The organism is Olivibacter ginsenosidimutans (genome assembly GCF_039542865.1).
GTDB lineage: Bacteria > Bacteroidota > Bacteroidia > Sphingobacteriales > Sphingobacteriaceae > Olivibacter > Olivibacter ginsenosidimutans.
Genome location: NZ_BAABIQ010000042.1, coordinates 36,817 through 51,165 on the forward strand (window position 1 = coordinate 36,817; position 14,349 = coordinate 51,165).

At 42.7% G+C, this 14,349-nt stretch carries 8 protein-coding genes; all 8 read right to left on the reverse strand.

Annotated elements, in window-relative coordinates; all coding sequences use genetic code 11:
• Positions 1-7: 7 nt before the first annotated feature.
• Complete coding sequence (locus tag ABD930_RS16910; RefSeq protein ID WP_345233354.1) at positions 8-1,027, reverse strand: substrate-binding domain-containing protein; 1,020 nt, start codon at positions 1,025-1,027, stop codon at positions 8-10.
• A 114-nt stretch (positions 1,028-1,141) separates the two neighbouring features.
• On the reverse strand, positions 1,142-3,631 hold the full coding sequence (locus ABD930_RS16915; protein ID WP_345233356.1) for a discoidin domain-containing protein: 2,490 nt from the start codon (positions 3,629-3,631) through the stop codon (positions 1,142-1,144).
• A complete protein-coding gene (locus ABD930_RS16920) occupies positions 3,628-6,096 on the reverse strand; it encodes a glycoside hydrolase family 2 TIM barrel-domain containing protein (protein ID WP_345233357.1) in 2,469 nt (822 codons plus the stop codon). The genes ABD930_RS16915 and ABD930_RS16920 overlap by 4 nt, the downstream gene beginning before the upstream one ends.
• 176 nt (positions 6,097-6,272) lie before the next feature.
• A complete protein-coding gene (locus tag ABD930_RS16925) occupies positions 6,273-7,217 on the reverse strand; it encodes a BT_3987 domain-containing protein (RefSeq protein ID WP_345233359.1) in 945 nt (314 codons plus the stop codon).
• Between the two features lie 48 nt (positions 7,218-7,265).
• The gene (locus ABD930_RS16930; protein WP_345233362.1) at positions 7,266-9,119 is read right to left on the reverse strand and encodes a RagB/SusD family nutrient uptake outer membrane protein; all 1,854 of its coding nucleotides are present in this window, start codon (positions 9,117-9,119) and stop codon (positions 7,266-7,268) included.
• A gap of 11 nt (positions 9,120-9,130) precedes the next feature.
• Positions 9,131-12,502, reverse strand: a complete 3,372-nt coding sequence (locus tag ABD930_RS16935; protein ID WP_345233364.1) for a TonB-dependent receptor — start codon at positions 12,500-12,502, stop codon at positions 9,131-9,133.
• A 114-nt stretch (positions 12,503-12,616) separates the two neighbouring features.
• Positions 12,617-13,579, reverse strand: coding sequence for a FecR family protein (locus ABD930_RS16940; RefSeq protein ID WP_345233366.1), 963 nt, complete (start codon positions 13,577-13,579; stop codon positions 12,617-12,619).
• Positions 13,580-13,647: 68 nt separating this feature from the next.
• A complete protein-coding gene (locus tag ABD930_RS16945; RefSeq protein WP_345233367.1) occupies positions 13,648-14,190 on the reverse strand; it encodes an RNA polymerase sigma-70 factor in 543 nt (180 codons plus the stop codon).
• Between the last annotated feature and the right edge of the window lie 159 nt (positions 14,191-14,349).

Below are 14,349 nucleotides of genomic sequence, written 5' to 3' on the forward strand. Positions count from 1 at the left end.
TATAAAATTAAGGATGACTACTTGAGGCTTTCACCACCAAACTTGATGTCAATAATACTTGCTCTTCTGTTTCACGTATGGGTTGATTAATTCGGTCGATCAATATCGTAACCGCCTGCTGGGCTACTTCTACTAGTGGTTGTTTCACATAAGTTAACGGACAGTAAAAAAAGTCAAATGCATCGCTTTCATCAAAACAAACTACAGCGACGTCTTCGGGAACCTTAAAGTGCTTACTATTTAAATATTTGAGCCCATGAATAGATAAGGTATTCGTTGCAAAAAGTAAGGCGTCAATAGGTTGCTTAGCAGCCAACATTTTACCTATTTTTTCTTGGATATCCGAACCTACACTGCTATAATTCACTTCCTGTACAATAGGCTTCAAGGCACCATTTTCCTTTATGGCAGTCCGATATCCATCGATCCGTTCGCGCATATGAATTAACTTGCTTTTATAAGCAATCATGGCAATTCGCTTAAATCCGTTTGCAATTAGGTGTCGTGTCGCTTGAGAGGCAGCCTGAAAATTAGCTGTTGCTACATAATTTGTTTGAATGGAGGGGAAATAACGGTCTATCAATACAAAAGGAATATTGGAGCGTTTAAGGTAATTAATCTGTTCTTCCGATCCTTCAGTTGGTGCAATAATAAAGCCATCGACCTGTCGTTTCACTAAGACTTCAATTAAGTCCAATGATTTTTCGGCGTTCTCATCCGAACTGCCAAAGATTACCGTATAATTATTTTTTTTAGCTTCGTCTTCTATCGTGCGCGCAATATTGGCAAAAAAAGGATTGGATATATCTGCAACAATCAATCCGATGGTAAACGATTTTCCACTCTTTAAACTTTTGGCTAATTGATTGGGTTGATAATGTAGCTCTACTGCTTTTTTTCGAATAACCGCTGCAATATCTTTCCCCACCCTTGCTTCTTTTTCTTTATTATTCAGGACATAGGAGACCAAAGCCGTAGAAACTCCAACCGCCTTCGCAATATCTTTTAGTGAAACTTTTTTACTCATGTTTTGATTGAATCGTTCAGATGTTCCTGTTTATCGGAATAGTTTATGCCTGCAATATAGTGTTTAAACGATTAAGTAAAAAATTTATAACACGTTTAATCCGAATTTCCCCTATCATTTACCGATAATTTGCAGTTCACCAATACTTGCCGATCCGTTGACTCCATCTGTTGCTTCGAATTTGACGAATCGAACATTTTTAACACGCGGCCATTTCACTAAACGTGTTGTAGAGCTTTTAGGCCATTTACCCTTAGCCACTGCTTCATAGCTCTTCCCGTCTGTACTAAGATAAACGTTATAGCCTGTAATCACCCCGTTAATATTCGAGGCTAATTTGGGTTGGCAAATGAGTCCATTGACTTCGTATGCTTTACCCAAATCCAGTGTAAGCGTATGCGGAAGCTTAGCTTTAGGTTCCCACTCGGTGTTCCAAGCCGTCTCCGGCCGACCATCCACAGCATTAGCCGCCGCATAGGTATAGCCTTGTGTAAAGGCTGCATGTTCACTGCTAGCGTGGATAACTCGGATGTTTTGCTGCGGAATAAATTCCGGTACTTTAGCGGTAGGCGTAATACGGAAATTGTCAAATTCGGCACGATGCCAAGGGCTAACCAATATACCTGCCTGTCCCGTTAAGTGATAATTATCCTGAATATCACCTACCTGTTTCCCGTCGATTATGATGTCAATTTTGTCGCCCTTCATATCCAGCTTGAGTTGATGCCAGACTTTAGGGTCTATTTGAACTTTTCCCGAATCGAGTACGAAATGATTTCGTTCGAAGGGTGTTCCGGAAGACAGCATGACATCTGAACCCTTCGCAAAATCATGGCTATATAGTTTCCACTGTCCTGTTCTGTTCAGTTGCAGGTGATACCCGACGATACTTGTACCGGCCTGTGCAGATACTCGGGCCAGTAACTCCACGTATTCGGCATCGTGTAGCAAGGCATCAACGCTGACCGCGTAATCACCCCACCACTGCGGGTCGCCCATCAAGGTAGCCGGAGCCATGGTGCCATGCCACCAACTGACCGGCTGTTGGGTAACCATTTGCCTATAGGTATATCCTTTCCGACCACCGCCTGCTGCGACGATTTCAAAAGCACCATTCACATCTGCAAAATAACGTGCTAATTTTGCAGCACCATATTTTTCAAAATCTTCGGAATACGGGAGTTTCATGCGTTTACTTAGTCTGTTCTTGGCTTGTGCGGTTCCCTTATGCTGTCCAGTAGTTGTAGATATGGTATACAAAAAACCCGGCTCCAAGGTTAATTCCACATGACCATTATGCGTTGGTAAGGTCCCCCGATTAATAAAATATCCGTTGGCTTCGCTGCTGTTCATATCGGTAACCCAGCAATATACCGTCTTATCCTTTAATGCTGCTGGCAAATCTACGGTAAGCTTTTGCGATGCTTGAGCATCGATGGTTTCGATAATCATGGAATATTGATCATTGGCGGGCGACTTCAACGATACATAACTTGCACCGGTAGGGAGGTAACCACAAGCCCCATCCAGGTATTGCCAACCGGGCCGCACAAATTGTGTCGTATGAGCATGTGCCCAAATGCTTTTGGCCACACTATAGTAGCCTGACCAAGGCCATTCGGCCAGCAGTAGACCCGTATCACCAATCGGATAACTGGCATACCAAGCCGATACTAAAGCCCAAGATAAGTTACCCGTCACGCGGCCATCAATATATAAACGGTTAAAAGCCCGAGCCAAAGGTTTGGCACCTACATCATGCCCCATGGAACTGTGTTCACTATTCCATAAAGGCTTTTGCAAACTCCGCGCATCATCTGGAGTACCACAATAGGTATAAGGAGTGCGCCAACCACAGGCACTATGCTCGCCAACAATATCGACCGCATCGCGAAGCGCTTGGTTCTTGGTCATTTCGGTAGCGATTGCCCAAGGTTTGTGTACGGCATCTGCTCCCACCAAACGGATATTAGGATATTTAGCTTTTAAGCGTTTATTGAATCGGATATACCAATCGGCATCAAAGCCCCGCTCATTCCAACCTCCAATATAATCCATCTTAAATCCTTTTTTCGTAGCCAGATCTAACCATGCCAACAGATAGTCCATTGTCTTATCCGACCAAAATTCGCCCACCCAGCCAGGTGCTCCCCAAGCCAAAGCATAAAGCTTAATATCTGGATTACGCTTTTTCGCTTCCGCCATGAGCCACCATTCATATCCACGGTCGCCATTGAGCTCATCCGGTGTACGCATATGACTCGCTTCTGACCCATCGGTAGAATTCATATCGCTTCCAATTTCTACCTTTAAGAGCTGCAAAGCCGCACCATAATTGGGTTTAAACAAATAATCCAAAATCTGGCTGCGTTCTGGCTCAGGATAATCATACAATAAACGGGAAGAAGCGCCAGCGCTAATAGCCCCTATACCATCGAATGTGAGCCCTTGATCAGCTAAATTTAACCGAATGGTGGTATCTGCTGCGTGGATGACCTTTGATGTTGCTTCTACTAAATGATTTGGCTTGTGTTGTGTATAACTCCATCCTGTCAAAAGGCATCCTATTGTTAAAGCAAGTATATGATTTATTTTTACGTTCATCTCTTCTTATTTTTTACGGTAAACTTCATAGTAGCAGGAGTTAATCCTACCGCGGTAGCCTTCACTTCAACAAGTCCAGGCTGATCAGTAGCCTGTAGCATCAACAGCGCTTTCCCCATAAATGTCTTGCGCCAATTGACCTGCTGCGGACTCATATCCAAGATATCGCCATTCTCTACCCCCAACAAGCGATAAGGCCCTTTTATTTCAAAATGCACCGTATCCCCGCTACGATCAGGGACTAGGCGGTTTTGCGTATCGGTTACATCAATGGTAATAAATACTACATCCCTTCTATTGGCTGTCAATTGCGTGCGATTGGCGCTAAGGTGCAATTGTTTAGCATCACCTGTGGTCTCAACGGTATCTCTAGCAATCTCTTGCCCATTTTTGTAGGCTACAGCTTCCAACCTACCTGGGGTGTAAGGCACTTGCCAAAGCAATTGTAACTGATCTGTGTTGAGCGCTTGTTTACCTAAGGATTTTCCATTCAGGAATAACTCTGCCGCGTCACCGTTCGTGTATGCAACTACCGGAATAGGTATACCGGCTTTATTTGGGTGGTTCCAATGTGGTAACAGGTGTATCATGGGTTTGTCTGTCCATAGGCTTTGGTAAAGGTAGTAGTCATCTTTAGGAAACCCCGCTAAATCGATGACTCCGTAATTATTGGTACGTGATGGCCATCCCCAGGCCTCGCCTAGGTAATCAAAGCCTGTCCATCGGAATTGCCCGATATAAAAGTTATTATCCCGAACCAGTTTCCAGGCATCGCGCACACTGATTTTACGGGTCTGATTATCGTATCCTGAAGCATAACGCGCATCATATTCCGGAAAGACCTCTTCTTCAGATAAATCGGGAATAGGGTATAGTTTGGCTACATTAGCTGCAGAAGCCTCGTGACCACTTTTATCCGGTTTATCCCATGGATTGTAAGAAGTTTTCGTACGGTATACCCCACGCGTTTGTCGCGTATGAGGAAACTCGGTACCGATAGCCACCTGATTTGGGTGCTCTCGATGAAAACGGGCAATATCGTCTTTTCCTTCACCGTTGGCATTGAAACCTACTATATCCAGGTAGGTATGCGTTGCCCAAGCCTGTGTGGTAGGACGTGTTGGATCCAAGCGATGGTATAGATCATAAATGGCCTTCTGCACATCTAAATGCTTATCAAAGCCCCAAACTTCATTTCCCTGACACCAGATTACGATAGAGGGGTGATTTCGGTCGCGCTTCACCAATTCTTCCAGATCCTGGGCCCACCATTCCTGAAAATAAGCTCCATAATCCCATTTGGCCTTACCAAAACCTGGCCAGTGTAACCAGCCATCAAAAATTTCGTCCATCACCATAAAACCCATGGTATCGCACATGTTGTAAAACTCGTCAGGAAAGGGATGATGTCCTACACGAATGGCATTGCATCCCATTTCTTTTAATATTTTCAACTTGCGGTGCAAGGCATCTGCCGGAATAGCAGCACCTAGTCCTCCCATACTTTCATGTTCGCATACTCCCTTAAATTTAGTCGGTTTCCCATTCAGACGAAATCCGTGTGTGGCATCAAATTCCAGCTTACGCACGCCGAAAACAGTGGTGTAATGATCTACCTGCTTATTGCCTATCTGGATATCCGTTTCCAATTGATAGGTATGTGGTGTTTCAGGGCTCCATAATAAAGGTTTGTTTAAGGTGAACTGCTGGGTCAATTGCGTACTATCCACGTTTAATTGAATTGCATTTTCTTGCCTTGCAACCACTTTACCGTTTTTATCCCGTATGTTGGAAATGACTTTTGCCGCTGTTACCTTACCCAAACGATTTACCAAATGAAGGTCTGCCGCCACCATTGCTTCCGTTGAACGCACTGTTGGTGTTCGCACGAATGTACCATGGCGGGCTACATGTACCGGATGAGTAATGATTAAATCAACGTGGCGAAAAATTCCCGAACCGCTATACCAGCGTGCACTAGGAATTTGGGAATTGTCTACACGAACGGCAATTTTATTCTTTCCCGGTTTAAGATAAGATGCAATATCATAACCAAAGCTGATGTAACCAAAAGGTCTTTTGCCCAAGCGATTTCCATTGATCCAAACTTCACTGTTCATAAACACCCCGTCAAAATTGAGCAGTACTTCTTTACCTTTCCAGCGTTTATCCCACTCCAATGTTTTCCGGTACCAACCAATACCTCCGGGAAGAAAGCCGTTACCCCCTGGATTGTCTTTCGAGAAAGGTTGTTCAATGCTCCAATCGTGAGGCACATCGACTTTCCGCCAATCGGAGTCATCAAAATCTGCCAATGAAGCTTCCGATACATCCCCTAAATGAAATCGCCAATCAAAATCAATATGCTGTTTCATTCGCCCTTCCTGTCCTAAACTTAGCCAGGGTAAACTCCATAAAAACAGGATAAGTAAAATTTTTCTTCGTTCTTTCCAATTTTTTTTCATCTATTTATTTTCTTGTTAATGGTCGCTGAGAGCTCGATGTAAATAATCATTTCCCTTTGTATCAATAGTATTTACATCTCGGTTTCATCCGTATAGACTTTTTTTATTTTTTTAAGATGCTTATTGGAAACATAAACACCAGTACTTGTCTGTCTGTCATATCAGTCCTATTTTATTTAAAAAACGTTTAATTCAGCAAGTGAACATGTGATATTACCATAAGCTTCATCAATCCATATTCGAATATATCGTCCTTCCATGTTACTCGCTAAGTAAACGGTATTTTCCAAAGCGTTGGCCAACTCAAAGCTACCGGCTAATTGCCAGTTTTGGCCATCTTGGCTTAATTCTACACGAACACGCTTAAATTGACCATTTGCTGCATTTCGCCGTGCCGAAAAAGAGACACCGTGCACTTGTTGCAGCTTATTCATATCAAAAGTTAGGAAATGTGGTGGACCTGGGCGATCACCCTGATATTGAGAATGCCAAAACGTATTAATATCTCCGTCTAGGGCATTTTCCACACGCTCATTGGCGCTTCCCTCCTGTCCATTTTGTGTAGAAAAATCGACTATTTTCCATGCCGACCGGTCAAAACGTTTGTATTCTCCCCGTATTAAGAAATAGCTGGTTTGCAAGGTTGGGTTGATGGTCAAGTTGTCTCCAGCCTGTACCAAACTCAATGGCAACAAGTAATTAACCAGTGGTTCTAGGGCTCCTATCGTCTTTATTTGTAAATGTAGCGGTGCGGAATTATCCTTTCCAGCAGGAATAATGGCCGATGATTGAAAGGTATAACTATCCGCCGGAAGCACCTTATAGTCGGTACCATGTTGTGCATTAAAGTCGGCCACCTTATCCGGTTTTGCCTGAAACGTTACGGTAATGTCTGTCGCTGGATAAGTTGTTCCTGCATAAGCTGCACCATACACAATGGATTGTGCACTGTCTCGCATAACTAAGGGATGCTCGACAGGGTTATTGATTGCCTGTGGCATATAGAGCTTCACCCAATCGGCTGGGTTGTAGCGCAATTCTTCTTTATTGCAGGAAACACACAGGGCAGCGAAGCCAAGGATAAAGCACCACGCCCCTATAAACATATTTATTCTTTGCATGATTGTTAATTAATAACAGCAGTAAATTTTTTAGATACCTCTTATTTATTAGCGCTCCCATCCTGGATTTTGAACCAACTGCAGTCCGCGGTCGATTTGATTTTGTCCGATGGGATACCAATAATGTTTATGTTGAAACACACGTCGCTCAAACACCGTTCGCTTGTAAAAAGCGGGATCATTTACACTGTTACCCGCATCGATATTCATCCCATAATAGGGACCACTATTGGTCTGTTCTGCTATTCCCCAACGTTGGGTATCAAACCAGCGCAGTGATTCGAACACCAATTCGATACGCCGTTCGTGACGAATTTTTTCCCGCATTTCGTTTTGGCTCAAACCCACGGGAATACCAGGAATACCAGCACGTTCCCGAATACGATTCAGGTAAGTCAAAATATCCGGATTTCCGGGGTCGTATTCATTCAGCGCTTCTGCGTAATTCAAGTAGATTTCGCCCAGACGAAAATAGACCAGTGGGCGCCTGCTAAATATGCCCACACGTGGGTTACCGGTGGGGTGCACATTTTTACGTGGGAGGTAACCTGTTCTTGAAAAATTATCGGTTCCCTCACGGCCTGAATTACCATAACGAAAGGTTTCAATATATTTTACGCCTTCCGTCTTATTCATCCATTCAGCACCATTGTAAACAATAGAAGCATAAAAACGAGGTTCACGGTTGACCCACATATTGAATGTGCCAGCTCTGGTATATTGGCCGGCTTCGGTAGAAAATCCCGTTTCGGTATAACCAGACTCCGGGTTAATGATGGGTGACCCATTACTATTATAGCCCAATATTGGCTGCTCGCCATTGGCCATAGCATAATCATCCACAAGCTGCTGTGTTGGGCCAATCTCACTATAACCGCCAGCAAAGCGAGGAGAACAATGCCGCTCCCACTCGACTAAAGAATTGGCTGGTCGTGCCCAAATAACTTCTGAATTCCAAGGTTCTAAAAATAGGTTTTGATAAGAAAGAAAAGGATCATACGACCCATTTTGATTGACTTTATATAAGGAGAAACGACCCAAATCAATTACAGCCTTGGCCGCAGCCGCAGCATTTTCCCATTTTTCCTGACTGTACTGTTGGCTCATTAAAGGCTGCCCATCTTGATTTTTAAAATTGGTATAGTCGGGATTACCATTAAACTGAGGACTAGCGGCATACAAGAGTAACCGTGAGCGCAATGCTAATACGAAGGCGCCAGTGATCCGACCATAATCTTGGTCGCCTCCATACCATTGGGGCAAATCCTGCAAAGCGATTTCTAGTTCTTGATTAATAAAATTCACACAGTCATCATAGGATGAGCGAGGTAATTGCATGTCTTCAAATGTAGCATCAGGGGGCAATACATCATCGGGAGGCAGGAGCACACAAGGACCGAACTGCCGTAAGATGCAAAAATAAAAGTATGCCCGTAACGCTCGAGCTTCAGCAGTATATTGCTTAATCAGACGTTCACCTTCGGCACCTAGACGTAATATTTCCTCGTTTCCTCCAACATGCATGATAAAGTAGGTAGCCGAACGAATACCATTATAATAATGCGGCCAGAAGTCATAATAATAGGAGCTCTGATCCCAGGTGCCAATATTCATATAGGCGGTGGGATGTGTGTTACGAACATAGGTAATATCACCTTCATCAGAGGTGCCCAACCAAGGATTACTCACATTGTTCCACTGCATGGATTCATCCCGGATATAATTGTAAACATTTGCCAAATATTCTTCCGTAAGCTGTCGCCGCTGAAATACCTGTTCAATCGTTAATCGATCGTCGGGCACTTGATCCAAAAATCCTTTCTGACAAGACGAAAGCAGTCCGCTTGCCATAAGCAATGTATATCCTATCCACAGTTGATATATCGTTTTCATTTTTTGCATGAGTTAGTGGTTTAAAATTTAAAATCGAGCCCTAAACTGAAGTTCTTGAGTTGGGGATAGACTGTTCCCCTTCCGTCACCCAATTCAACATCCCATAACTTAAAAGGACTAAGAGTAAGCACATTATACCCCAATAGGTAGATTCGGGCATTTTTAATTCCGTATCGCTTAAACCAACTTTCAGGAACGGTATAAGACAATTCCAATGTTTTAAGACGCAAATATCTCCCATTTTTAACCCACCAAGTACTGGTACGATAGTTATACGTTTCATCCCCTTCGGCAAGTCTTGGATAAAAGGCATTTGGATTCGGATTTTCTGGTGTCCACCGATCCGTAATTTCACTTAATAAATTACCCCTGCTCACACCCTGTTGAAAGGGTACAAAACCTTCTCCATTGAGTAGAATGTCTACATTACTGATTCCTTGGAAAAAGGCGCCAACAGAAAATCCTTTATAACCTGCGGTAAAGCCAAAGCCATAAACCATTTCAGGCACCGAACCATAGCCGATAGGCATTTCATCGGCCAAGTTAATCTGCCCATCACCATTAATATCTTTAAATTTGATATCACCAGGCTTTTCGTTACCCGATTGGACGGCACTATTTTCAATTTCTTCTTCACTGGTAAACAGGCCTTCGGCGATGTAACCGAAACGCTTACCAATACGTAAGCCTTTACGATCTCGCCAAGGATATTCGTAAGGCGGAAGATCATCTTCGATAATCTTGCTGGAGGCATACGTAAAGGTACCTCGTATACCGATATCAAAATCATTGAGATGCTTATTAAAATCCATGCTAAAATCAATACCATGATTCTCGGTGATACCCAAATTTCCATAAGGCGCAGTACGTATACCGGCATAGCCAGGCACTGCTTGCCGCCGAACAAAAATGCCACTACGGCGCTCTTTGAAAAAATCAACCTGTAGGTTTAAGCTGTTTTTCAAGGTCCATAAATCAACACCTAAGTTGGTCTTTTTTGATTCTTCCCAAGTTACATCCACCGCATATTCTCCTATATCCCGACCGCCATAAACATTACTATAATCCTTTCCAAAAGTAAATCCCGTATCTTTGTCGCCAACGACAGTACCGATATAGGCAAAGCGGCGATTATTATCCGGATCAATATTACTGTTTCCAACGATGCCATGGGAGAACCTGAATTTCAACAACTGAAACACATTTTCCAAAGGCTTAAAAAACGGTTCTTTAGAAGCTACCCAACCTAAACCAATCGATGGGAAAAATCCATATCTTCTAGCTGGCACAAAGTTTTCCGATCCATTGTAACCAAAATTAAATTCCAATAGATATTTTTCTTGGTAAGCATAAGTTGAGCGTCCGGCTAGGCCCCTACTGCGATAAGGTAGTGATAGAATGAAATCGTCTTCAAAGCCGTTGATGCGGTCGCTTTGATTGTAAAGCAGCATCGCTGCAACGTCATGGTCGCCAAAAGTCCGATTATAATTAATAGCCGTTTCGGTATAAAATTGACGATTACCCCCATTGGTTCGCTGATAATTCAGAAATTCACTACCAATCATGGTTTGTTCATATACTAATTCGCCCTTTTCGTCACGCCTATGGGCAATCCACATATCGGGTGTTTTAGTACGGTTAACAATATGCTCGTTATAGGCATCAAAAGAAAACATACCGGTAGCAGACAAACCTGGCAACAAAAAATCCAGTTCCTGCCGCACCCGGATGTTAGACATTAACTGGTTTTTCCATTGAGTAGAATAACCAGTTTGCGTCAATTCAGCGTAAGGGTTGTTTACGCCCGATTGTTCTTTAGCAATCCGACCATCAGGATATTTAATAGGAAAGATAATGGGTGATGCCAGCATTACGGCCCCAAAAATATCGTTCGTCTTCCGCCCAGGATAATTACCATTGGTAATGAAACCTTGTATACCTAATTCCAACTTGGTCGTTTTGGTTGCATTGAGATTCAAATTACTCGTGAAATTGTATCGATCAAATTTCATCTTTGAATTATAGTTCGCCAATTCATCCGTCTTCATCAAACCTGTTTCTGTATAATATGCTGCAGACACGTAATAATTGGCATTCTCCGATCCGCCATTAATGTTGAGATTAACTCTGGAATTATTCCCCTGCTTATTAAAAATCTGATCCATCCAATCTACATTGGGGTAGAGATAAGGATCTTCCCCCGTTTTGGTCTTTTGGATGGCTTCTTCGGAATAACGTGGTGTTTTACCTCTCGTGGTTAACGCTTCGTTGGCCATCTCCATAAACGTAATCCCGTCGACAAATTTTGGAAGCCGCACAAAACTTGATACACCGCTATTTAAGCCCAAACCGATCTGTGGCTTACCTACTTTGCCGTGCTTGGTATTAATCAATATCACTCCATTGGCCCCTCGTACCCCATAAACTGCCGTTGCAGAAGCATCCTTTAAAATGGAAAAACTCTCGATATCTTCTGGATCGATATTAGCCATAGGCCGCTGTACCCCATCAATTAATATAAGAGGACTGCTACCGGCAGCATTAAAAGTGGAAATACCGCGTACCCAGATATTGGCGTCGTCGTATCCCGGTTCTCCACTACGCTGTACCGCCACAATTCCAGCTAAGCGTCCCGCCAATAAATTGGTTAAATTGCGTACCGGTTGCTTAAGTTCTTTTACATCGACAGTCGATTGGGCCCCAATAACAGTCAGTTTTTTCTGTTCACCAAAGCCTACCACAACAACCTCTTCAAGGCTTCCCTGATCGGCTTGCATCGTTACATTGACCACTGAGCGACTATTCAGTGGAACTTCCTGTCGGATATATCCCACGAAACTAAATACTAGTGTCGCGCCTTCTGGAACATCCAGTACATAACGTCCGTTACTGTCCGTTATCGTTCCAATGGTAGTTTGGTCCTTTACCTGTACCGAAACACCTGGTATCGTCACTCCGGCCGAGTCCGTGACAGTGCCAGTTACCTGTCGATTTTGTACAGCCTTTTGATTGCGTGATGGGTTCTGTCTATTCAAGACAATTACATCGTCCATAACTTTGTAGCTAAGCTTTCGCGATGGAAGTAGTTGGTCTAAAACCGATATCAATGATTGATTATTGACTACCATTGTTACCGGATCTGCGTCCTTTAAAAGTGCATCAGAATAAGCAAATTTTATGGTCGTTTTATCGGTTATTGCTTTTAGTACATTCGCTAATGGTTGGTTTTGCCAATTCGCACTAAGCGAGGCCTTAGCTACGGGCCCTAATGGTTGCCCTTCAGCTGAAACCACGTGGAATGTAGCTAAGAACAGCCAACAGCACAGCAGAAATACGTTGCTCCTTCTTCTAAAACAACGTTTCCATACATGATGAGGTAAAAACTTTATCATTTGTCAAGTTTATTATTGGTTATTAAAGGGTTTAATTATTGCTCCATCTGTTCCGCTTAGGCCATAGTAATCCCCTGCCACTTATCTGTAGCCTCCTGATGGCTTTAAAATTTATTAATTACAGTGTTTTCCGGTTAGTTTGTAGATTCCTGATTCATAAACTACATCTCCTTCTATGGTACTGGCTAATATGGTTAGTATTTTAGTTAACGGATCATCGTCAAATGTGGCTGTTATCGGACAATCAAGCAGCGCTTGATTAGCACTTATGTGGACATCAAACCTACGTTCTAAATCACTTATTATCAAGCGGAGCGGTACTGCCTGATAGTGCAACATACCCGTTCTCCAGTGATTGACATCAAAAGTGGCTAGGTGTTTCACAGTACCGAATTTTCTTTCCCTAATGTGATAAGCCAATTGCTCTTGTGCATGCAACTGAATACGTTCTTGCTGGTGATTCATCGACTGTTGAGTAGAAACAGCTACGCTACCCGACTGTACACTTACCAACATCATCGGTTCGCTCCGATGTGCCCTAATATTAAAGTTCGTTCCTAGGACTTCCACCAGCATATCTCCACTTTGCACGCTAAACGGTTTATGCACGTTGCCTGCTATCTCAAAGTAGGCTTCACCATGAAGTTGTATTTTTCTTTCCTTTCTATCTTCCATATAGGCTAGCTTACTTGCGTTATTTAACCAAATACGTGTACCATCAGCTAATGTTATATTTTTTACTTCTCCTACTCCTGCTACAAATTCTTGTCGAACTGTTCCTGACCGGTTATAAATCTGTTGGCCAATCCCCACACCAAGCAAAAGGATTACACCTACAGCAGCTACCCGAAGCCAAAATTGTCTACGTTCAATTACTTCCCGTTTTTGAACCACGCTTGTTTGGATATGTCGATAAATACGACGATGCTGCTCATCTGTCCATACGTGCTGATCCACTTGTTCGAAATCATTGCCCCGCTCCATCTGTTCAAAATACTGAACAATCCGACGCTCATCAACGGTGTTTTTCCGCCGATGCGAACGGCGAAAAAACCGCAATATCTTTTTCAAATACATGATGTATATTTTATGATGCAAAATAAAGAGATAGCCCCCAAGAAAAAATTCATTTTTTTGAAGGTAATTTATAGAAATTCTTTAAAAACGAGTTTTAAGCGTTGTAAAGCTAGGGTTATTTGATTTTCAACTGTTTTTACCGAAATATTTAGATGATCGGCTATTTCCTTATTGCTTAACTGCTCCTTCCGACTCATATGAAAAATCTGACGGCAACGGTATGGCAATCCTTCGATCTGCTGATGCAATAAGCTATTAATTTCTTTCAGACCGATTTCCTCATCTGCTTTTTGCGTTGTTGCTATATCTTCCGCTAAATCAATTGCTAAATGTGTTCTTCCTTTGCGTAAAGCCATGAGTACGCTATTCCTAATCGATTGATAGAGGTATGAGCGGACATTTTTTATATCCAGTTGCTGGCGCTTAAGCCAGATATGTACAAATAGTTCTTGTAAAAGATCTTCGCATACTTCCCGGTCATGTAAAAGACGATATGCCGCTGCATATAATTTAGCCGCGTATCGATCGTAAATAATAGCATAGGCTTTCTCTTGGCCTTGCTTGGCCAATAAAAAAAGTTCTTCATCGGTTGCTGTTGTGAGAAGCTTCATGACTTAAGCGCTTGGTTTATTATCTACCTGACCTTTTTTCCGAAGTACTTTTGCCAACGTTTTCTTCAGTCAATCTCCATTTTTCGGAAAATTACGATAAGATTTCAAATCCGCCAATAGATTATCTTCTGACAAAATCTTTATTTATAAGATGGCAAA